General features: G+C 62.3%; 18 protein-coding genes. 8 read left to right on the top strand and 10 right to left on the bottom strand.

Translation table 11 applies throughout. The features are described from left to right. Window positions 1–74: 74 nt before the first annotated feature. The gene (locus GSQ88_RS11605; protein WP_159007880.1) at window positions 75–1,571 is read right to left on the bottom strand and encodes an aldehyde dehydrogenase family protein; all 1,497 of its coding nucleotides are present in this window, start codon (window positions 1,569–1,571) and stop codon (window positions 75–77) included. A 214-nt stretch (window positions 1,572–1,785) separates the two neighbouring features. Between GSQ88_RS11605 and GSQ88_RS11610 the strand changes: the two genes are divergently transcribed. Next, complete coding sequence (locus GSQ88_RS11610) at window positions 1,786–2,637, top strand: SDR family NAD(P)-dependent oxidoreductase (protein WP_159007881.1); 852 nt, start codon at window positions 1,786–1,788, stop codon at window positions 2,635–2,637. Between the two features lie 332 nt (window positions 2,638–2,969). Here GSQ88_RS11610 and GSQ88_RS11615 read toward each other — a convergent pair whose 3' ends face one another. Continuing rightward, entirely contained in the window at window positions 2,970–3,773 is an 804-nt protein-coding gene (locus tag GSQ88_RS11615) for a substrate-binding domain-containing protein (protein WP_159007882.1), read from the bottom strand. 193 nt (window positions 3,774–3,966) lie between these two features. Beyond that, window positions 3,967–4,347: a hypothetical protein gene (locus tag GSQ88_RS11620; RefSeq protein ID WP_159007883.1), complete on the bottom strand. Its 381-nt coding sequence runs from the start codon at window positions 4,345–4,347 to the stop codon at window positions 3,967–3,969. Window positions 4,348–4,536: 189 nt separating this feature from the next. Between GSQ88_RS11620 and GSQ88_RS11625 the strand changes: the two genes are divergently transcribed. From GSQ88_RS11625 to GSQ88_RS11640, 4 genes are all read left to right on the top strand, one after another. Then, window positions 4,537–5,943 carry an aldehyde dehydrogenase family protein gene (locus GSQ88_RS11625; RefSeq protein WP_159007884.1) on the top strand — a complete coding sequence of 469 codons (1,407 nt, stop codon included), beginning with the start codon at window positions 4,537–4,539 and terminating at the stop codon, window positions 5,941–5,943. Between the two features lie 251 nt (window positions 5,944–6,194). Beyond that, window positions 6,195–7,715 (top strand): aldehyde dehydrogenase, encoded by a 1,521-nt coding sequence (adh, locus tag GSQ88_RS11630; RefSeq protein ID WP_159007885.1) that lies wholly within the window; start codon window positions 6,195–6,197, stop codon window positions 7,713–7,715. A 158-nt stretch (window positions 7,716–7,873) separates the two neighbouring features. Continuing rightward, window positions 7,874–8,254, top strand: coding sequence for a DUF779 domain-containing protein (locus GSQ88_RS11635; RefSeq protein WP_159007886.1), 381 nt, complete (start codon window positions 7,874–7,876; stop codon window positions 8,252–8,254). 70 nt (window positions 8,255–8,324) lie between these two features. Continuing rightward, window positions 8,325–8,888, top strand: coding sequence for a DUF2478 domain-containing protein (locus tag GSQ88_RS11640; protein WP_174247985.1), 564 nt, complete (start codon window positions 8,325–8,327; stop codon window positions 8,886–8,888). Window positions 8,889–9,011: 123 nt separating this feature from the next. On the opposite strand, the gene GSQ88_RS11650 is transcribed toward GSQ88_RS11640, so the two are convergent. Both GSQ88_RS11650 and GSQ88_RS11655 read right to left on the bottom strand, forming a co-directional pair. After that, a complete protein-coding gene (locus GSQ88_RS11650; RefSeq protein WP_159007918.1) occupies window positions 9,012–9,218 on the bottom strand; it encodes a hypothetical protein in 207 nt (68 codons plus the stop codon). 136 nt (window positions 9,219–9,354) lie between these two features. Then, window positions 9,355–11,808 (bottom strand): bifunctional diguanylate cyclase/phosphodiesterase, encoded by a 2,454-nt coding sequence (locus GSQ88_RS11655; RefSeq protein WP_246735237.1) that lies wholly within the window; start codon window positions 11,806–11,808, stop codon window positions 9,355–9,357. Here GSQ88_RS11655 and GSQ88_RS35600 point away from each other — a divergent pair. Next, on the top strand, window positions 11,749–11,922 hold the full coding sequence (locus GSQ88_RS35600) for a hypothetical protein (RefSeq protein ID WP_246735238.1): 174 nt from the start codon (window positions 11,749–11,751) through the stop codon (window positions 11,920–11,922). The genes GSQ88_RS11655 and GSQ88_RS35600 overlap by 60 nt on opposite strands. A gap of 108 nt (window positions 11,923–12,030) precedes the next feature. On the opposite strand, the gene GSQ88_RS11660 is transcribed toward GSQ88_RS35600, so the two are convergent. The 5 genes from GSQ88_RS11660 to GSQ88_RS11680 form a co-directional block, all read right to left on the bottom strand. Next, a complete protein-coding gene (locus GSQ88_RS11660) occupies window positions 12,031–12,483 on the bottom strand; it encodes a Rieske (2Fe-2S) protein (protein ID WP_159007889.1) in 453 nt (150 codons plus the stop codon). A gap of 10 nt (window positions 12,484–12,493) precedes the next feature. Beyond that, window positions 12,494–13,606: an amidohydrolase family protein gene (locus GSQ88_RS11665; RefSeq protein ID WP_159007890.1), complete on the bottom strand. Its 1,113-nt coding sequence runs from the start codon at window positions 13,604–13,606 to the stop codon at window positions 12,494–12,496. A gap of 27 nt (window positions 13,607–13,633) precedes the next feature. Continuing rightward, entirely contained in the window at window positions 13,634–14,701 is a 1,068-nt protein-coding gene (locus GSQ88_RS11670; protein WP_159007891.1) for an amidohydrolase family protein, read from the bottom strand. 287 nt (window positions 14,702–14,988) lie between these two features. Further along, on the bottom strand, window positions 14,989–15,960 hold the full coding sequence (locus tag GSQ88_RS11675) for a hypothetical protein (protein WP_210253788.1): 972 nt from the start codon (window positions 15,958–15,960) through the stop codon (window positions 14,989–14,991). Continuing rightward, complete coding sequence (locus tag GSQ88_RS11680; protein ID WP_159007893.1) at window positions 15,863–18,676, bottom strand: hypothetical protein; 2,814 nt, start codon at window positions 18,674–18,676, stop codon at window positions 15,863–15,865. Before GSQ88_RS11680 ends, GSQ88_RS11675 begins: the two co-directional genes overlap by 98 nt. A gap of 197 nt (window positions 18,677–18,873) precedes the next feature. On the opposite strand from GSQ88_RS11680, the gene GSQ88_RS11685 reads away from it, so the two are divergent. Both GSQ88_RS11685 and GSQ88_RS11690 read left to right on the top strand, forming a co-directional pair. Beyond that, window positions 18,874–20,076, top strand: a complete 1,203-nt coding sequence (locus tag GSQ88_RS11685) for an ABC transporter substrate-binding protein (RefSeq protein WP_159007919.1) — start codon at window positions 18,874–18,876, stop codon at window positions 20,074–20,076. Window positions 20,077–20,087: 11 nt separating this feature from the next. Continuing rightward, window positions 20,088–21,791 (top strand): FAD-dependent oxidoreductase, encoded by a 1,704-nt coding sequence (locus tag GSQ88_RS11690; protein ID WP_246735235.1) that lies wholly within the window; start codon window positions 20,088–20,090, stop codon window positions 21,789–21,791. Window positions 21,792–21,858 lie beyond the last annotated feature (67 nt).

Genomic DNA, 21,858 nt, shown 5'->3' on the forward strand with positions numbered 1-21,858 from the left:
ACGTCTTTGGTCGCGACGACGAAGATAAGACGTGGATGCCCGGGACAAGCCCGGGCATGACGAACTTTGTTGTCCTAGCCCGTCTTGATCCAGACCGCCTTGACGTTGAGGTATTCTTCGAGATGCTGCTTGCCGGACTCGCGGCCGTAGCCGCTCATCTTGTAGCCGCCGAACGGCACCGCCGGGTCCATCGCCTGATAGCAGTTGACCCACACCGAGCCCGCGCGCAGCGATTTTGCGACCTGATGCGCCTTGCTGACATTGGTGGTCCAGACGCCGCTGCCGAGCCCGAAGGTGGTGGCATTGGCGCGCTGGATCAGTTCGTCGGTATCCTTGAACGAGATCGCCGAGATCACCGGGCCGAAGATTTCTTCCTGCGCGATCCGCATATTGTCCTGCACGTTGGCGAACACGGTTGGCGCCACGAAATATCCCTTGGATAACGCGCCCTCGGTCAGCGGCGTGCCGCCGGCCAGCGCCTTGGCGCCTTCCTTCTGGCCGATCGCCAGATAATCCGACACCCGGTCCATCTGCTGCTTCGAGACCAGCGGTCCGATCTGGGTGTTGGGATCGAGACCGTTGCCGACTTGCAGCTTCTTGCCGTATTCGGCGACCCGGCCGACGAATTCGTCATAGATCTTGTGCTCGACGAACAGCCGCGTGCCGGCGCTGCAGATCTGGCCGGAATTGGCGAACACCGCCATCGCAGCCCCCGGCACCGCCGCGTCGAGATCGGCGTCGGCGAACACGATGTCAGGCGACTTGCCGCCGAGTTCGAGCGACACCCGCTTGAGGTTGCCGGCCGAGGCCCGGATGATCGCCTGCCCGGTGACGTGCGAGCCGGTGAAGGCGACCTTGTCGACCCCGGAATGCGCCGACAGCGCCGCACCCGCGGTCTCGCCAAAGCCGGGCACCACGTTGACGACACCCGCTGGAATGCCGGCTTCCATCACCAGTTCGGCCAGCCGCAGCGAGGTCAGCGGCGCCTCCTCGGCGGGCTTGAGGATCACGGTGCAGCCGGTCGCGATCGCAGGACCGATCTTCCAGATGCTGGCGCCGAGCGGGCCGTTCCACGGAATGATCGCGCCGACCACGCCGACCGGCTCCTTCAGGGTGTAGGAGAAGATATCCCCGGGCAGCGAGTTCTCGATGGTCTCGCCATGCAGCGCGGTGGCCTGGCCCGCGTAATACCGCAGCATGCCGAGCACGCGCAGCTTGTTGCCGCGGGTGCGGCTGATCGGCGCGCCCATGTCGAGCGTATCGAGCTGTGACAGTTCCTCGAAATTCTTCTCGACCAGATCCGCGAGCTTGAGCAGCAGCGCCTGCCGCTCGAACGGCTTGACCTTGCTCCACGGTCCCTCGAAGGCGCGGCGGGCTGCCGCGACCGCGCGATTGATATCCTCGGCATCGCCCTCGGCGACGGTGGCGAGCAACTCGCCGGTGGCGGGATTATGCGTCTCGAATGTCTTACCGGAGGCAGCATCCACCCATTTGCCGTCGATCAGCATCTTCTTGTAGGAACCATCCGCGTAAGGATGGCGCGTCATCGGAATAGCTTGCGTCACAGCCATATCGGCACTCCCTTGATGTCACTTGATATTTTTGAAGTCGTTATATTCCAAATTCTACAACGCTGAGCCGATAGCGTAAAGCGCGCTTGCGGTTGAATGAAGGCGTCAGGCGAGGACCTCCCATGTCGTTTCGTGCATGGCAGCCGCGCCGTGATAGCGTAATTCGACATAGCGTAATTAGATCTCGCCGAGAAAAATCGATCAGGAGCGGTCCATGCCCCACCCAGCCATGTCACCCGATAACGTCGCGGTCATTACCGGAGGCGCATCCGGCATCGGGCTCGCCGCCGCGATCCGGTTCGCCAGCCTCGGCATGCGGGTCTGCATTGCCGATATCGGCGCCGACCGCCTCAAGGACGCCGAAACAAAACTGTCATCTGTAGCGCCCGGCGGCGCTGCCAACATCATGACTGCTGCGATCGACGTCAGCCGCGTCGAGCAACTCGCCGGCCTCGAAGCCGCGGTGCGACAACGGTTCGGCGGCACCGACATCCTGATGAACAATGCCGGGATATCGCCGGGCGCCGGGATGTTCGGGCCGCTGGAGAACTGGCAGCGCCTGCTCGCGGTCAACCTCTGGGGCGTGATCCACGGCACGCAAACATTCGCGCCGCAGATGATCGAACGCGGCCGGCCCGGGCTGATCATCAACACCGGCTCCAAGCAGGGCATCACCACACCGCCCGGCGAGCCCGCCTACAACGTCAGCAAGGCCGGCGTGAAGGCCTTTACCGAGGCATTGCAGCATGAACTGCGCAACACCGCCGGCAACAAGATCAGCGCCCATCTGCTGATCCCGGGTTTTGTCTTTACCGGTTTGACCTCGCGCGGCCGCGCCGAGAAGCCGGCCGGCGCCTGGACGCCGGAACAGACCGTCGACTTCATGATCGAACGGATCGACGCCGGAGATTTTTACATACTGTGTCCCGACAATGATGTGCCGCGAAGCCTCGACGAACGCCGCATCCAGTGGGCCGCCGGCGACCTCGTCGAAAACCGCCCGCCACTGTCGCGCTGGCATCCGGACTACGCCGATGCGTTCGCGAAGTTTGCGAAGGGGGAGTAGCGGCGTCGTAGGCAGGACGCTTCTCCACATGACCACGTCGTCCCGGCCTTGCGCAGGGACCCATCACCCCTGGCGTTAGTTAGCGCAGAGGGCGTCGGCGACACTGCCGAAACGAGAACACACGGCGTATGGGTCCCGGCGCGGAGGCCGGGACGACGTGGGTATATCGCTCGGATTCAATTTTTGCCCCATAGGGCAGCCCCGCTGGTGCTCACGTCATCCTGAGGTGCGAGCTCTTGCGAGCCTCGAAGGATGACCGCAGGCACCGTGCTGAACAACATCCTTCGAGGCGCGCCGAAGACGGCGCGCACCTCAGGATGACGCTGCCGTTGCTACTTCTCCGCCGGCAGCGCCACCGGAATAAACCCAAACGCTTTCAGGCTCGCTTGTCCCTGCGGCGATAGCAGATACATCGCGAAATCGGCCGCACCCGGCTGCGCTTTGAGCGACACCGTCAATCCATATTCGGGACCGACCGCAAGTTCATCCGGCAGCTCGACCGATCTATATTTCGATGAGGCCTTCACGATCTCGCGCGCGCCCGAGCAATAATAGATGAACAGGTCGATACGGTGCTCATCGAGTGCCGCCAGCAATGGGGAGCGTCCGTTGACGGCTGGCGCGGAGGTCGGACCGCCGATCAATTGCTGGGCTTTTTCCGACAAGGTCTTGAACGCGCCGGGCCGCCGCGTCTCGATCCGGTGGAAGATCTCCCAGGTATAGTCGCCGGATGGATCCGACACCGGCGTCGATGTTCCGATCCGAACCTCCGGCTTCAGCAGCGTATCGATCAGATTGCCGGTGTTAGCGGCGCCGTCGGCCGTGGTCACGACGCACAAAGCGTTGCGCGTGAACAGCACGCTGGGGCCGGAGATACCGGCGCCGGTCAGGGTTTGCGCGTGCGGCAATGCGGCGGAAGCAAAGATGTCGAAGGCCTCGCCTTTTTGCAGCCGGTCGCGCAGCAACCCGGACGGACCCCACACTGGCGCGAAGCTCGCGCCGGTCTGTTTGGCGTAGTCGGCGAAGATCGCGGTGAAGGCATCTTTCAAGCTGCCGGCCGCCATCACCCGGATGTCGCCCGCGGACGCCGCGTGGGAGGTTAGTGCCATCATCAGGGCTACCAGCCAGGTTCGCATGGGGTGGTTCCAACTTGCCGTCATTCCGGGACACGCGGCTTCGCGTGGGCCCGGAATCCATAACCCCTGTATTTATGTTCAGCACCCATCCGCTGTCACAGGGGTTATGGATTCCGGGCTCGCGCAAGAGCGCGCCCCGGAATGACGATGGATGAAATTCAGTGCCGCGTCAAAACGCCGCCGAAGCAGGCGCTCAATTCGTGCGCAGCATCGTTTTCGCGACCGGCTGGGCCACCAGCGCTTCGCCGAGTTCGCTTTGCTGGTCGCGCGGGATCGAGAAGCAGACGGAAAAGCCGTCGACGGTGCGCAGCGTGACCATGCCCTGGGTGGGATCGGACGATTGCTCGACCGCCCAGGACGCCAACGGATAGGCGTAGCGCAGGCTCTGGTCGCCGAAGCGGGTCTGCAGCGCCTTGTCGATCAGTCCCGGCAAGGTCATGGCGAGCGCACCGACCTGGTTGAGCGACAGCCGGATGGTCGCGGGCTTGCCTTGTGAATCGACGAAACCCAGCGAAATCGCGCCGCCATCCGGGGCGACCTCGCAGGTGGTGAGGGCTTGCGTCTCGATTTCCATGGCGGCGGCTCCGGCGCGGCGAATGCGTTATATTCGTAAGTATATATCGATTTTGGCGCCGGCGTCCAAGCCCGGTTTTGGGGAACCGGCAGGGCGCGAGAGGCCGTAGTCGGCCGGCCGAAACCGTGATATGCGTAGGAATATAGCGAGACCTCCCAAGAGGTCCGTTCCACAGGGAGAGAAAACCAGATGAGTGAATTCAACCTTCTCATTGACGGCAAGATGGTTCCCGGCGACCAGACCATGGCGGTGCTCAATCCCGCGACCGAAGAAATCGTGGCGCAGTGCCCGCGTGCCTCCAAGAACCAGCTCGATACCGCCGTTGCCGCCGCCAAGGCGGCCTTTCCGGCCTGGGCCGCGACTCCGATCGAGGAACGCCGCCGGCTGGTCGGCAAGATGGCGGATGTCATCGAAGCCAACACCAATGAATTGGCGCGTCTCTTGACCAGCGAACAAGGCAAGCCGCTCGCCGACGCGACTGGCGAAGTCATGGGCATGGCAGCCTTCTTCCGCTACCTCTCCTCGCTCGATTTGCCGATGAAGGTGATCGAGGACTCCGGCGACCGCCGCGTCGAAGCCCATCGCCGCCCGCTCGGCGTGATCGGCGCCATCATCCCCTGGAACTATCCGCTGCTGATCCTCAGCTTCAAATTGCCGTCGGCGCTCCTGGCCGGCAACACGCTGGTGGTCAAGCCCGCGCCGACCACCCCGCTGGCGACGCTGAAATTCGCCGAACTGGTCAAGGATGTGCTGCCCAAGGGCGTCCTCAACGTCATCACCGACGCCAACGACCTCGGCGACTTCATGACCAAGCACCCGGACATTCGCAAGATCTCGTTCACCGGCTCGACCGCGACCGGCCAGAAGGTGATGGCGAGTGCGGCGGCGACATTGAAGCGCATCACGCTGGAACTCGGCGGCAATGACGCCTCGATCGTGCTCGACGACGTCGATCCGAAGAAGGTCGCGCCCGGTATCTTCGAAGGCGCGTTCCAGAATTCCGGCCAGGTCTGCCTCGCGATCAAGCGGCTCTATGTGCACGAGTCGGTCTATGACGAAATCTGCAACGAACTGGTGGCGATCGCCAAGAACACCGTGGTGGACGATGGCTCCAAACAAGGGACAAAACTCGGGCCGCTGCAGAACAAGATGCAGTACGAGAAGGTAAAGGGCTTCCTCGAAGACGCCCGCAAGAACGGCAACATCATTGCCGGCGGCTCGGCGATGGATCGTCCGGGCTATTTCATCGAGCCGACCCTCGTGCGCGACATCAAGGAAGGCTCGAAGCTGGTTGACGAAGAGCAGTTCGGCCCGGTGCTGCCGATCATCAAATTTTCCGACAATGACGACGTCATCCGCCGCGCCAACGCCACCAATTACGGCCTGGGCGCGTCGGTCTGGTCGTCGGATGTTGCCCGCGCCCACAAGGTTGCGAGCCAGATCGAGGCCGGAACGGTCTGGATCAACAAGCACCTCGACATGGCTCCGCATATCCCGTTCGGCGGTGCCAAGCAGTCCGGCATCGGCACCGAGTTTGCCGAGGAGGGTCTGGCGGAGTTCACCCAGCTGCAGATCATCAACGAGGCCCGGACCTGACGGACTTGTTTTGGGCCCTAGATTATTTGGGTCCTTGAGTACTTGCGATCGCGGCGAGTGATCTCGCCGCGATCGTCGCAGTGACGGAAGAGGCTTTTGCCGCCGCAACAATCTTGCCGTCCCAAGCCCACTTCCGGTTTCAGCAATTTGGGAGCTAGCGCTGTGCGCGGAACGCCGAACCCGCGCGCCGCGGCGTCCTACGAGATTCGGCGTCAGGTCCGGCCATCGCCGGACACTCCGGGAGAACGTTCATGTATCATGAGGCGATTGAGAAGGTCTCCAAGCAGGTTCTGATCCGCGACCGCTACGACAATTTCATCGGCGGCAAATGGGTGGCGCCAAGCGAGGGACGCTATTTCGACAATCCGAGCCCCGTCACCGGCAAGAAGCTCTGCGCGGTACCGCGCTCGACCGCGGCCGATATCGAACTGGCGCTCGATGCCGCCCACAAGGCCAAAGACGCCTGGGGCAAGACTTCGGTGGCCGAACGTTCGCGCATCCTCAACAAGATCGCCGACAAGCTTGAATCCAACCTCGATCTGCTCGCGCTGGTCGAGACGCTCGACAACGGCAAGCCGATCCGCGAGACCACCTACGCCGACATGCCGCTGGTGGTCGACCACTGGCGCTATTTCGCCAGCGTGATCCGCGCCCAGGAAGGCGGCATTTCGGAGGTCGATGCCGATACCGTCGCCTATCATTTCCACGAGCCGCTCGGCGTGGTCGGTCAGATCATTCCGTGGAATTTCCCGATCCTGATGGCGACCTGGAAGCTGGCGCCGGCGCTTGCCGCGGGCAATTGCGTGGTGCTCAAGCCCGCCGAGCAGACCCCGCTCGGCATCCTGGTGGTGATGGAACTGATCGCCGATATCCTGCCGCCCGGCGTCATCAATGTCGTCAACGGCTTCGGGGTCGAGGCCGGCAAGCCGCTGGCGCAGAACAAGCGGATCGCCAAGATTGCCTTCACCGGCGAAACCACGACGGGGCGGCTGATCATGCAATACGCCTCCGACAACATCATTCCGGTGACGCTCGAACTCGGCGGCAAGTCGCCGAACATCTTCTTTGCCGATGTCGCCGACGCCGATGATGACTTCTTCGACAAGGCGCTGGAAGGCTTTGCGATGTTCGCGCTCAACCAGGGCGAGGTCTGTACCTGTCCGAGCCGCGCACTGGTCCAGGAAAAGGTCTATGACCGCTTCATGGAGCGCGCGCTCGCCCGCACCAAGAACATCAAGCAGGGCCATCCGCTCGATCCGGCCACGATGATCGGCGCGCAAGCCTCCAACGACCAACTCGAAAAAATCCTGTCCTATTTCGATATCGGCAGGCAGGAGGGCGCCAAGGTCTTGACCGGCGGCAAACGCGCGCAGCTCGGCGGTGAGCTCGCCGAGGGCTATTACGTCGAGCCGACGATCTTCGAAGGCCACAACAAGATGCGCGTGTTCCAGGAAGAGATCTTTGGACCCGTGGTCTCGGTGACCAAGTTCAAGGACGATGACGAGGCGTTGGCGATCGCCAACGACACGCTCTATGGCCTCGGCGCCGGCGTCTGGACCCGCAACGGCAATCGCGCCTACAAGTTCGGCCGCGCGATCCAGGCCGGCCGGGTCTGGACCAACTGCTATCACGCCTACCCGGCGCACGCCGCCTTCGGCGGCTACAAGGCATCGGGCATCGGTCGTGAGAACCACAAGATGATGCTCGACCACTACCAGAACACCAAGAACATCCTGGTCAGCTACGGCACCAAGGCGCTTGGGTTCTTCTAAAGGCTTGGCGAGAGTAAAATAGGAACCGTCATTGCGAGGAGCGAAGCGACGAAGCAATCCAGTGCTTCCTGTGTTGCCCTGAATTGCTTCGCGGAGCCTGTCATCGGGCCGGCCATAGGCCGGACCCGTTCGCTCGCAATGACGAGGAGGGTTTGATCATGGTTCATCGCGTCGAGATCACCGACAAGGCGGCGGAAGTCGTCGCACGGCTCAAGGCCATGCACGGCGCCCTGATGTTCCACCAGTCCGGCGGCTGCTGCGACGGTTCGGCGCCGATGTGCTACCCCAAGGGCGATTTCCGGGTCGGCCCGCAGGACGTGCTGCTGGGCGAGATTTCCGGCTGTCAATTCTACATCGGCGCCGCGCAATTCGAATATTGGCAGCATACCCAGCTGATCATCGACGCGGTGCCCGGGCGCGGCGCGGGATTCTCGCTGGAAGCGCCCGAAGGGGTCCGGTTCCTGACCCGCAGCCGGGTCTTTACCGATGCCGAGGTCAACGAACTGGAAGCGGCCGGGCCGCCGTTACGGGCGGCCTGACCGGCGCCCGGTAGTCGGCAGGCCGAGGCCGTGATATGGTTGCCGCTACAACGACCTTCGAAGGCCCATCATGTTCGACTCCCTGTGCGACCTCGCAGCTTTGGTCTACGACAAGCATCAGGACCCCGACCAGATTCTGCGGGAATTCGCCGCCGATTTGAACCATCGCGGCTATCGCGCGGTCGGGCTGGTGCAGCTTGGCCACCATTGCGTCGACGACAATCTGTCGGCGATGCTGGTGCACAATGGCGAACAGTTGCGCCTGTTCCAGGACCTCGGCAGTTGCTCGACCGGCTGCCGGCTCGATGTCGGCCAGTTGCTCGACGCCGGCCAGCAGATCGCCGACGCGATCGACCAAGGCGCCGATCTTTTGATCGTCAACCGCTTCGGCCGCCAGGAGCGCGAAGGCAAGGGCCTGTCCTATCTGGTCGAGCGCGCGCTGAGCGCGGATATTCCGGTCGTGATCGCGGTGCCCAGCCACCGATTCGAAGACTGGATCAAATTCGCCGACGGCATGAGCGTCAAACTGGCCTGCGAGCGTGAGGCGCTGGAGGGCTGGTGGAGCGCGGTTTCGGCGCGCAATGCGCGGATCGTCCCGCAAGATCACCAAAGCGTCTGCGAAGTTTTAAAGTAGCCGAACGCGAAGACAGCCTAAGAATTCGTCATGCCCGGGCTTGTCCCGGGCATCCACGTCTTTGCTACATCTCGAACAAGAAAGACGTGGATGGCCGGGACGAAGCCCGGCCATGACGGAAAGCTACAGCGTCTCTTGCTTGTGGCCGCATTCCTTGCAGGCGAATTTTACCCGCGTGACGCCTTTTTCCGCCGAGACGCGATTTGGCGCGCCGCATTTGCCGCAGACCGCTTCGATCCGGGTATTGCCCTGCTTGATGACAAGGGCCTTCTTCGCCATGGTTTCGCGGATCAGCCGCTCCGCCTCTTCACGCATCGCCTGCTTCGACATCCGTCCGCACCCGTCTTGAAAAGCAACTGCCGGGGCCGTCTTATCACAGCCGGATGAAATTTCGACAGGGGATACGAAAAAAGAAGCCTTGCACGATCCGCCGATCATGGCGGATGCGCCTTTGCCCAGCCAAGCTCTAGGCGGCGTTTACAGCTTTCCGGACCAGTCGTTGCAGCATCTGCGCAACTTCGGAGCCGCCGATCGGCCGGCTGAAATAATAGCCTTGCATCTGCACGCATGCCTCCGCGCGCAAGGCATCCAGTTGCTCCCTGGTTTCAACGCCCTCGGCCGTCGTCGTCTTGCCGAGGCTGACGGCAAATCGAACCACGGCATGCGCGATCAGGCGCGATTCTTCGTTTTCACCCGACAACTCATTGACGAAGCTGCGATCGATCTTGATTTTGTCGAACGGGAATTTTTGCAGAAAACTGAGAGATGAATAGCCGGTGCCGAAATCGTCCAGGGCGATGCGCACGCCCAATTTGTGCAGTTGGCCCAATGCCGCGAATACCGCTTCGCTGTCATGCATGATGACCGTCTCGGTAACCTCCAGCTCAAGTCTTTGTGGCGCGAGCCCCGATGCCGCGAGCGCATCGATCACGACTGGAACGAGCTTCTTGCTTCTGAATTGAGCGGGTGACAGGTTTATCGCGATCTTGAGATCGGCGGGCCATTTGGCCGCCTCGACACACGCCGCCCTCAGCGTCCATTCTCCCAGTGGCACAATCAACCCGGTTTCTTCCGCAAGCGGGATAAAGTCCGCGGGCATGACCAAGCCGCGCTCGGGGTGATGCCAACGCAGCAGCGCCTCGCAGCCGTGGATTTCGCCACTCTTGACGTCGACAAACGGCTGGTAGTGCAGTTCGAACTCGCCGTTGACGAGCGCATTGCGCAGATCCCGTTCGAGGTTACGGCGGGCATGCATGAGCTGGTCGAGCTTCGGTTCGAAGAAACGGAACGTGCCACCACCACTGGTTTTGGCTGAATAGAGCGCGAGATCCGCGCTCTTCAATATCTTTTCGGAATCATTGCCATCGGCCGGCGCGATCGCAATGCCGATGCTGGTTGCGGTGGTCACCTGATTGTCGCCAAGATCGAATGGTTCGCAGAGTGCCATCCGAATTCTCTCGGCCAGAGCTGTGGCCTCGGTAGCCGGATTGGCCACGCACTCGATAACGGCAAACTCATCGCCGCCGAGGCGGGCGATAAAGGCCGCTTCCCTGACGCATTGACGCAACCGCGCGGCAACGGCTTGCAGCAGGGTGTCGCCTGCCGGATGTCCCAGCGTGTCGTTGACTTCCTTGAAACGATCGAGATCGAGCATCAGCACCGCCAAACCGGGCCCTCCCCTGTTGGTGCGTGCAAGGGCCTGCTCCAGCCGTTCCCGGAGCAGCAGGCGATTTGGCAGGTCGGTCAGCGCGTCATGCTGCGCCATATAGGTGATCTTGGCTTCAGACCTGCGTTGCTCGGTGACGTCGAGGTGTGTTGCCACCCAGCCGCCGCGCGCCATCGGCTGCCGCGTCACGCAGATCAACCGGCCATCCGCGAGTTCGTCAATCCGGCTCGAGGTGGCGTCGGCCGGCAACGCGCCGAGGGTGGAAATGAGCTGGTTTGCGGCATGATCGCTGGTCGGCCCCTTGAGGATGCCGTTGGTGATGCGATGTTTGATGATTTCGCGATGAGGTGTCCCGGCGCCTAGCAGCTCCGGCGGCAGCCGGTACATCCTGGCGTACCTGTCATTGCAGACGACCAGCCGTTTTTCCGCATCGAACATGCACAGACCCTCGCCCATATTGTTGAGCGCACTATCCAGCCTGGTTTTCTGTTCGCGCAATTCGCTTTGGGAGTCCTCGATCTGCCGCTGAGCATGCGAAAGCTGGCTGATTATTTCTTCAAATTTCCGGGTTCGGTTGGCAAGGCGGCGATCCGCCAGCACGCCGACCAGACTCATGCCGAGTACCGATAAAGCCACGCCGGCGATCGCTACGGCGAGAAAGGCGGGAGAGAGCGACGCGGCGTCAGGCCCCCGCGTCGGATCCGCAACGATCTCCACCGCGCCCATCGCAGTGAAGTGATGTGAGACGATTGCAAGCGTCAGCAAAAGCGCAGCTGCAAATGTTCCCCATTTATCCGTGTAGCGTACCGCGATGGCAAGCGCGGCAGAACCCAAGACCATCCCGAGAGCGATGGATGCGAACACGAGGTCCAGCGACCAGACCACCCGGCCCGGAACTTCCAGGGCCCACATACCAAGATAGTGCATGCTGGCAATGCCTGCACCGATGATGGCGCCGCCAATGGGCGCGCGCCGTGGCCCGGGATAACTCGCGGCAAAGCCAAGACCGATAGAAGTGAGGACCACGGCGGTCGCGAGCGACAATGCCGTCAGAACGAAGCCGTAGGCGATCGGAACGCCGGGCTCATACGCCAGCATTGCAATGAAATGCGTCGCCCAGATGCCATATCCGATCGCAGCGCCGGCAATCGCAATCCAGATCAGGCGCGTTCTGGCTTGCGAGGCAATCGCACGATGAAAGATATTGACCGCGACAATGCTTGCGACGAAGCAAACCAGACCGGCCAGCAGCACCAGCCGCCAATCGTGCTCAACGGCAAGACAGCTAAGAACACGGAACATGTCATTCGCCCATGGTTACGCCTGCCATGGATAGTCCGACTGGATATTCTTCCCGCTAATTCGTGACAAGTTTCGGTCGCATTGGTTATCGCAGCGTGAAGCTTTGCATCACGGTTTCATATGGGTACAGAAGCCCAGCACAGCCCGCGCATTCGCTGCCGCTAACGCGACTCGTCAGTTGGTCTCGACGATGACGTAGCTGTCCTCGATATGCACCGGAAAGGTTTCGGCCACATAGGGGCCTTTGGCCATTCCTTCGGCGAGCTCTTGCGCCAGTTCTTGCGCAAGTTCCTGGCCACTTTCGACCGCGACCGGAAAAGAGCGCACCTTGACGCGCTTGGGGTCGAACCAGGATTGCCCGTTGCGCATGTCGAATTCCCAGCCATGCCAGGGACAGCGCAGCATTTCGCCGGCCCGGGAGCGCTGGTAGACGCCCGGCTCCGGCGAGGTCAGCCGCGCCACGCATGCGGCTTTTTCGAGTGGCGCGCCTTCATGCGGGCAGCGATTGAGCAGCGCGAAGAACTCGCCGTTGACGTGGAACACGACGATGTCGCGCCCCTCGACGCCGAACACCTTGTTGCCGCCGGGTGGGATATCGCTGGTGCGGGCGACGATGTGACGGGCCATGCGAGACGCTTCAGAGTTTGTACAGCGCGCGGGCGTTACCGCTGAAGATCTTGGCCCGCTCGGTTTCCGACAGCGGCGTCTTGAAGGCAAAGCGCGGATCGTCAAAATCCCAATGCGGATAATCCGACGAAAACAGCAGCCGGTCGACGCCGACCCATTCGATCAGCGCCCGCAGATGTTTTGCTTCATCCGGCTCGTCGATCGGTTGCGTCGTGAACCAGAAGTGCTCCTTGACGTATTCCGACGGCCGCCGCTTGAGATGCGGGACCTCGCTGCGGAACGCCTCGAAATGCCGGTCCATCCGCCAGGTCGCCGACGGAATCCAGCCAAAGCCGCCTTCGATGAACACGATCTTGAGTTCCGGAAAGCGTTCCGGAATGCCTTCGAGCACCAGGCTCGTCAGTTGCGCCGCCACCGTATGCGCGTTGCTCTGGTGCTCTTCGACATAAAACGACGGCCAGCCGCCGCCGGTCGGCGCATGTCCGCCATAACCGCCGACATGAATGCCGAGCGGCAGTCCGAGTTCCTGGGCGCGCGCGTAGATCGGCCAATAGCGGCGCCGTCCCAGCGGCTCGTTGGCGCGCGGGCAGACATTGATCTGCACATAACGGCCGATTTTCGCGCAGCGCTCGATCTCGGCGATCGCCAACGCCGTGTCGTCCTGGCCGGCCAGGATCGAGGCCTTCAGCCGCGGGTCGCGGTCGGACCAGAACGCCAGTTGCCAATCGTTGATCGCGCGCTGGATCGCCGCGCCGAATTCGAGGTTCTGTTGCGAGAAGATAAAGAGATCCAGCACCTGCAGGATGCCGTACTCGACATCGAGCGGATCGAGATGCTGCTTCTGCATGAAGGCGAGATCGGACCCCGGCGGTCCGCCGGTCGGCGGCCACGCATCGCGGCGCGCGATCAGCGGCGAGGACCGCGGATAGGGCGTGGTGCCGATATAGGGCGTGCGCAAATGACTGCCGTAGGTTTGCAGATGCTCCTGCCAGCGCTTCGGCATGAACTGATAGAGGTCGCTCTGCGCATGGATGCTCGGATGCACATCGCAATCGATGATGCGCAGCCGGCTTTGGGCGGCGACTTCCTCTTTCAGAATGGGGCGGTCGATGACATCACTCATGCGATCCTCCTTTAGACAACGAAAACATCAGGCGGCGAGCTTCAGCCGCGGAAAGGTTTCAAGCGGATTGTCGGCACACATACGCGAGACGATACTGGCCGGCAGATGCGGCGGCATCGCGTCGTCGCCGTCGAATTGCCAGTGCGGATAGTCGGACGCGAACAGGAACATCTTGTCGGAACCGATCTGCTCGATGATGTCGGCAACGCCGGCCGCGTCGGGCGGCCCATCGAAGGGCTGCATGGTGAACCGGATATGGTCGCGGATGATCGCGGCCGGCTCACGCTCGACCCAGGGCACCTCGACGCGCACGCCGCGCCAGGTCTTGTTGGCGCGCCACATGAACGCCGGCAGCCAGCTCACGCCGGATTCCATCAGCACCACCTTGAGGCCGGGGAACTTGCCGAACACGCCCTCGTAAACCAGACTGAGGATCTGGGCCTGAAACGCCTGAGCCTCGGCCAGATAATATTCGTAGCGGTAGGACGGCCAGCCGATCGAGCTCGGCGCGCCGCGATACTGGCTGCCGGCATGGATCGCGATCGGCAGTTTGTGCTTTTCGGCGGCCTGCCAGACTGGCCAGAAATGCCGCTTGCCGAGCAGCATGTCGCCTTGCGCCAGCACCAGCACCGAGACGAAGCGGTGGTCGCCGGCGCGGCGTTCGATCTCCTCGATCGCGAGATCCGGCGCCTGCATCGGCACCACAATCGAAGCGCGCAACCGTGAATCCTTGGCGAGCCACTCGGCCGCGATCCAGTCGTTGATCGCCTTGCAAAACGCCGCCGCCATGTAGGGGTCGAACACCGCCTGCGCGCCATAGAGCACATTGCAGATCGCGTGGCTGGCGCCGAGCTGGTCGAACGCGCCGCGCTGCACCATCGCGAGATCGCTGCCCGGCTTGCCGTGCGCAGGACGCCAGTCGGCGCGGCCGCAGAACGGCATGTTGGGCGGATAGGAATTGAGATCGAGACCGTCGATCGCCCGGCTGACCACCTGTTCTTTCCAGTGATCGTCGAGATAGGGCAACAGCGTGGTGCGCGTTCCCTCCACCGCGGGATGGATGTCGCAGTCGATCCGCGTGGCCGTTGCCGCCATGGATGTTTCCCGGATTTTTTGCACTTCTTGGCGGCCTGCGCCGCAGCCCGAACAGTGCCCTCAGGACCGGCCGAACGCAAGAGACAGCCGCGACCTCCGCGTCGGGTTATTGAGGTCCGCGGCCTCGATGGCGATCGTTCCGAGGCCTGACCGGCGTCCCGCCGCGAGGCGGCGCGCCAACCTCGCCCTTGCGGCTAGAGCGGAATGACTTAATCGTCATTCCGCCCTATCTATTTATTTGAGCATGATCTCCGGACGAACGCAAAGCGTTTGCCCGAAGATCATGTTCAATGAATGATGAAATTGTTCGCGTGCAAGTCCGCCAAATGGACATTCGTCAAGGTGATGCTGTCATGATTGCCGAGATTAATCACGGTATCGTGGCCGCCGTTCGCCGCCGTGAACAGCGACTGCGGCTGGCCGGCTTGCGCCTCGCTCAAAAGCTGCGCCAATTGGTGGCTGTTGGCAACCGACGAGAATCCATCCAACTCGATCGTATCGGCGCTTCCGGCGTTCACGATGGTCTCCGAGCCGACCCCCGGGTGGAACACAAAAGCGTCATTGCCCGGGCCGGCGATGGTCACCGAGACCGCTTGAGTGGCCGAGCTGTGGGTGCCGTCCGCATGGTTGTCGGTGACGGTGACATCGTACGATTGGGTCATTGTCCTGGCGGGCGGGCTGGAATCGAAATTGAAGTGCCATCCGACCTGGTCCTGCGCATTGGCGGCATCGACGGTGAAGTTTCCGATATAACCTGCCCCGCCGTTCAGCGGCGTGACGCCGACGGCTTGCTGATCTGTTGAAGCGGCATCGCCGAATGAAAGGGTCCCGCCGGCGACATCCTGTTTCGCCACGGGATCGATAACGACCGTGCCGCCGCTTCCATCGCTGGATAGCGAGAAGGTCGAACTCGTATAGTCGCCGGCCAGCTTGATTTGCGCGGTGTGGTCCTGGGCGTCACTGACCGTCAACGTCCCGCCGGACGAGGTGCCGGTATACGAAACCGTCGTTCCCGCCGCGAATGCGATATCCTTCAGATCGAGTTGATCCGAGCTCGACGGGTTGCCATCGCCGGTGAAATTAAACACCTGACCGCTGAACCCGGACGAGTGGTCGAGTATTAACGAACCTGTCGCGCCGTTGAACGTGACCGACGCGGAGTCAGCGCCGGTCAATTCGAGTTTCGCCGCCGCATCGATCGTTGCCGCCTGAATCATGTGGCTCAACGTCAACACGATGCTGCCGGTCGCCTCGATCACGGTCGAGGCGGTGTCGATTACGCCATCGCCGTTGAGGTCCTGGTGGAAAGACGGTCTCCAGCGATTCCAGCGTCGCGCTGGTTCCCGACACCGAGCTGGCGAGAGCGGTGAGCACGTTGCCGTTGCCGTCGGTCTGCCAGACGGTGTACGCGTCGGTCGCCGCATTCTTCATGGCCACGTCATAGCCACCGCCCGAAATCTGCTCGCCGCCAATCGGCGTCCAGCCGGGAAACTCACCCGCCGTAACGGGCGAACCACCCACGCTCAGCTCCGGGCCCGTGCTGGTACCGTTGGCATAGAAATAATAATTTTCGCCGACCTGCGTCAGGCTGGTCGAGCCGGCTTGCTCGATCACGGTGGTCGGGATACCGATCACCCCGTCGCCGTTGAAATCCTGGTGAAAGACGGTCTCCAGCGATTCCAGCGTCGTGCTGGTCCCCGATACTGAACTAGCGAGAGCGGTGAGCACGTTGCCGTTGCCGTCGGTCTGCCAGACGGTGTACGCGTCGGTCGCCGCATTCTTCAAAGCCACGTCATAGCCGCCGCCCGAGATCTGCTCGCCGCCAATCGGCGTCCAGCCGGGAAACTCACCCGCCACAACGGGCGAACCGCCAACGCTCAGCTCCGGGCCGGTGCTGGTACCGTTGGCATAGAAATAATAGTTTTCGCCAACCTGCGTCAGGCTGGTCGATCCGGCCTGCTCGATCACGATGGCCGGGATACCGATCACTCCGTCGCCGTTGAGGTCCTGGTGAAAGACGGTCTCCAACGATTCCAGCGTCGTGCTGGTTCCCGACACCGAGCTGGCGAGAGCGGTGAGCACGTTGCCGTGGCTGTCGGTCTGCCAGACGGTGTACGCGTCGGTAGCCGCATTCTTCATGGCCACGTCATAGCCGCCGCCCGCGATCTGCTCGGCGCCAATCGGCGTCCAGCCGGAAAACTCACCCACCGTAACGGGCGAGCCGCCCACGCTCAGCTCCGGGCCGGTGCTGGTGCCATTGGCATAGAAATAATAGTTTTCGCCGACCTGGGTCAGGCTGGTCGAGCCCGCCTGCTCGATCACGGTGGCCGGGATACCGATCACCCCGTCGCCGTTGAGGTCCTGGTGAAAGACCGTCTCCAGCGATTCCAGCGTCGTGCTGGTTCCCGACACCGAACTCGCGACAGCGGCGAGGACGTTGCCGTGGCTGTCGGTCTGCCAGACGGTATAGGCGCCGGTAGCCGCATTCTTCAAGGCCACATCATAGCCGCCGCCCGAAATCTGCTCGGCGCCAATCGGCGTCCAGCCGGAAAACTCACCCACCACAACGGGCGAACCGCCAACGCTCAGCTCCGGACCGGTGCTGGTGCCGTTGGCATAGAAATAATAATTTTCACCAACCTGGGTCAGGCTGGTCGAGCCCGCCTGCTCGATCACGGTGGTCGGGATACCGATTACGCCATCGCCGTTGAGGTCCTGGTGAAAAGCGGTCTCCAGCGATTCCAGCGTCGTGCTGGTTCCCGACACCGAGCTGGCGACAGTGCTGATGATGTTGCCGTTGCTGTCGGTCTGCCAGACCGTGTAGACATCGGTAGCCGCATTCTTCCAGGCTACATCATAGCCGCCGCCCGAGATTTGCTCGCCGCCAATCGGCGTCCAGCCGGAAAATTCACCCGCCGTAACGGGTGATCCGCCATCGCTCAGCTCCGGGCCCGTGCTGGTACCGTTGGCATAGAAATAATAATTTTCGCCGACCTGCGTCAGGCTGGTCGAGCCAAACGACTCGATCACCACTGGGGCAGGCGTGCCAACGAAACCATGTTGGTCGCCGCTCGTATCGTTGAAGTAGCCGGTGATTTCACCGCTCGCGCTGACGCCTATAATATCGGTTTCCGTTGCGCCGGGAACATCGACGCTCGCAATCACGCCGCCTTGGTCGACAAAGCCGTGAACATTGCCGCCACTGTCGGTATAATAGCCGACGATTTCGCCGGCCGCGTTGATGGCCTGAATACTCGTGCTGGTGGCGCCCGAAATGTTGATTGTCGTAATGACGCCATTGGTGTCGACAAATCCATGCAGGTTGTTGGCGCTGTCTTGATAATTTCCGACGACCACGCCAGCGTCGTCGATGCCGACGATGCTGGTGTCGATCGATCCGGCCGGGTCGATCGTTGTAAAACCGCCGCCGCTTTCGACGAATCCGTGGCCGACACCGTCGGCATCGGTAGACGTGCCGGCAATCTGGCCACTCGCATTGACACCGACAACCGAGGTGCTGGAGGATCCGGGAACGTCGATCTGGGTATAGCTGCCATTGGTGTCGACAAAACCATGGACGTGATTGGAGCTATCGGCAAATTCGCCGTAGATCACGCCGCTGCCGTTAACGCCGTCGACGGTGGTGCTGTTGGCCAGGAAGACATCGACTTTCGTAACGACGCCGGCGTTGTCGACGAACCCATGCTGGTGGAGGACGTTGTCGACATAGTCGCCGAAGATTTCCCCGCTTGAGGTAATGCCCACGACGTCGGTGTTGGTTGACCCAGGCGGGTTGTAGGTTATCCCACTGCTGCCCTCGGTCACGAAGCCGTCGAAGGTTCCGTCGCCCTCCCCGTCAACGTTGCCGTAATTACCGACCGCCTCGCCGGCGGCATCGACGCCGTCGGCGGAAATGTAAGCATAGGTGCCAGCCGCGGCGGGCACATCGATCTTTATGAAGCTGAAATTTGACATTGCTTCATTGGGTCGCGGTCGGTCCCTCCCGGGTTCGAACGCGGACCACATTAATGATCCGTAAGGTCATGCGGATCATAGCGAAATCCGTACGGTTGACAGCGAAATCCAAACATCCGCAAGATCGCATCCCGCTGCGGACCTCCGCGGCCGCGATCCGCCATCAAGGCGGACGAAACAATGGGGAGTGAGTGCCTGTGAGATTGTACGTGCTGGCTTGCGCCATACTCGCAAGCCTGACATCCGGCGTTTCAGCGCAGATCTCCGATGATGTCGTTCGAATCGGCGTGCTGACCGATCTCTCGAGCTGGGGCCGCGACAATAGCGGGCCCGGCTCGGTGGAAGCAGCAAAAATGGCGGTCGAGGAATTCGGCCCGACCGTGCTCGGCAAGCCGATCGAGATCGTCAGCGCCGATCACCAGATGAAGGTCGACGTCGGCGTCCAGATCGCGCGGGAATGGTTCGACAACGGCAAGGTCGACGCCGTCGCCGATATTCCCAACTCAGGGATCGCGATTGCGGTTCATAATTTGGTCAGGGACCGCAACAAGATCGCGCTGTTGTCCGGTCCCGGCGCGAGTTCGCTAACCGACGAGCTGTGCAGCCCGAACACCGTACAATTTGCCTATGACACCTATGCGCTGTCCAAGGTCACCGCGTCGGCCGTGATCAACGAGGGCGGCAAATCCTGGTTCTTCATCACCGCCGATTACGCCTTTGGCCAGCAGCTCGAAAAGGACGCCACGCGGTTTATCAAAGAGCTCGGCGGCACCGTGCTCGGCAGCGTACGGCATCCGACCAACACGGCCGACTTCTCCTCCTTTGCCTTGCAGGCGCAGGGCTCGAAAGCCGACGTGGTCGCGTTCGCCAATGCCGGCCAGGACACTGACAATTCGATCAAGCAGGCCGGCGAATTCGGCCTGGTGAAAGGCGGCCAGAAGCTGGTCGGTCTTCTGATGTTCGACACCGACGTGCACGCCATCGGCCTGGAGGCGGCGCAAGGCACCTACATGACCACGGCGTCGTACTGGAACATGGACGACAAGACCCGCGCCTGGTCGAAGAAGTTCTTTGCCAAAACGAATGTCATGCCGACCATGATCCATACCGGGGTCTATGGTTCGGTGCTGCATTATCTGAAAGCCATCAAGGCCGCCGGAACCGACGATCCGCAAAAAGTAATGGCGAAGATGCGGGAGCTTCCGATCGAGGACGTCTTTGTCCACGGCGGCAGGCTGCGCGAGGACGGCCGCGTGATCCGCGACATGTATCTGGCGCGGGTGAAGAAGCCACAGGAGTCGAAAGAGCCGTGGGACACTCTCGAGATCGTCAAGACCGTGAAGGGCGACGACGCCTATCGTCCGGTCGCCGAATCCAAATGTCCGCTGCTCAAGAAGTAGGATCGTCTCACGTGGCAAATGACCAACAACAAGAAACCTACCAATGCGACGTGCTGGTGGTCGGCTCCGGCTGCGCCGGCCTCTCGGCCGCGGTCACCGCCGGGCATCGCGGTCTCAACGTCCTGGTGGTGGAAAAGGAGCCGCAGTTCGGCGGCACTACCGCGCGCTCCGGCGGCTGGCTGTGGATTCCCGGGACCTCGCTGGCGCGGGCCTGGGGCATCAGCGAAAGCCCCGACCAGGCGCGAACCTATCTGCGTCACGAGGCCGGTAACTCTTTTGACGCCGCCCGCGTCGATGCCTTCCTGAGCAACGGGCCGGAGGCGGTCGACTTCTTCACCAGCAAGACCGCGCTGCGTTTCGACATGCCGCTGACGTTTCCGGACTATCACGCCGAAGCGCCCGGCGGCGCGCAAGGCGGCCGCTCGATGGTGACGCGGCCGTTCGACGGCCACGAACTCGGCGAGCACATCAGGGATCTCGGCGCACCGCTGCCGGAGCTCACCGTATTCGGCATGATGCTGGGCTCCGGCAAGGAGATCATCCATTTCATGCGCGCGACGAAATCGTTTGCATCGGCGTTCTACGTCGCCAAGCGCCTCTCGAAACACGGCATCGACGTGCTGCGCAACGGCCGCGGCATGACCTTGACCAATGGCAACGCACTGGCCGGACGTCTCGCCAAATCGGCATTCGACCTCAAGATACCGCTATGGCTGAAGTCGCCGGTGCGCGAACTGATCGTCGAGGACGGCGCAGTCCGCGGCGCGGTGATCGAGCGCGACGGCCAAAGCATTCGCGTCACGGCAAGGCGCGGCGTGATCCTGGCTTGCGGCGGCTTTCCGCACGATGTGGCCCGGCGCCAGGCGATGTTCCCGCATGCCCCCACCGGCAACGAGCACTTCTCGCCCGGCCCCATCGGCAATACCGGCGACGGATTGCGGCTGGCGGAAGCCGCCGGCGGCCACGTCGAGGACAGCTTGCCGAATGCCGCGGCCTGGGTACCGGTGTCGATCACCACGCGCAAGGACGGCAGCAAGGGCGTGATGCCGCATTTCATCGACCGCGCCAAGCCGGGCGTGATCGCGGTGACACGCGGCGGCGTGCGCTTTGCCAATGAAGGCAATTCCTACCACGATTTTGTCCAGGAGATGGTCAAGGCCTCAAAGCCCGGCGAGGAGATCACCGCGTTCCTGATCACCGATCATCGCTCCCTGCGCAAATACGGCTTCGGCTGCGTGCCGCCGTTTCCGATGCCGCTCGGTCATCATTTGCGCACCGGCTATCTGTTGCGCGGCGCGACCCTGGCCGAACTCGCAACCAAAGCCGGGATCGATCCGAAGGCGTTCGAGGCCACCGTCGAAAAATTCAATCAAACCGCCACGGAGGGGCGCGATCCGGATTTCGGCAAGGGCTCGCGCGCCTACAACCGCTATCAGGGTGACGCGCTGCACGGCCCCAATCCCTGCATCGCGCCGATCCAGCACGGCCCGTTCTACGCCATCAAGATGGTGATCGGCGACCTCGGCACCTATGCCGGCATCAAGACCGACGAGAACGCCCGCGCGCTCGATGCCGACGGCCACCCGATCGCGGGGCTGTATGCCGCCGGCAACGACATGGCGAGCATCATGGGCGGCAACTACCCCGGCGCCGGCATCACGCTCGGCCCGGCGCTGACGTTCGGGTATATCGCGGGGAAACATATCGCGGCCTGAGCGGCCCAGAGGAAATCTGGGCCACCAAATTCGCGCATTGCCAAGCATCGAAGTGTTTGCGCTCGGC

Source organism: Bradyrhizobium sp. S69 (assembly GCF_009766005.1).
In the GTDB taxonomy this organism is placed as follows: Bacteria; Pseudomonadota; Alphaproteobacteria; order Rhizobiales; family Xanthobacteraceae; genus Bradyrhizobium.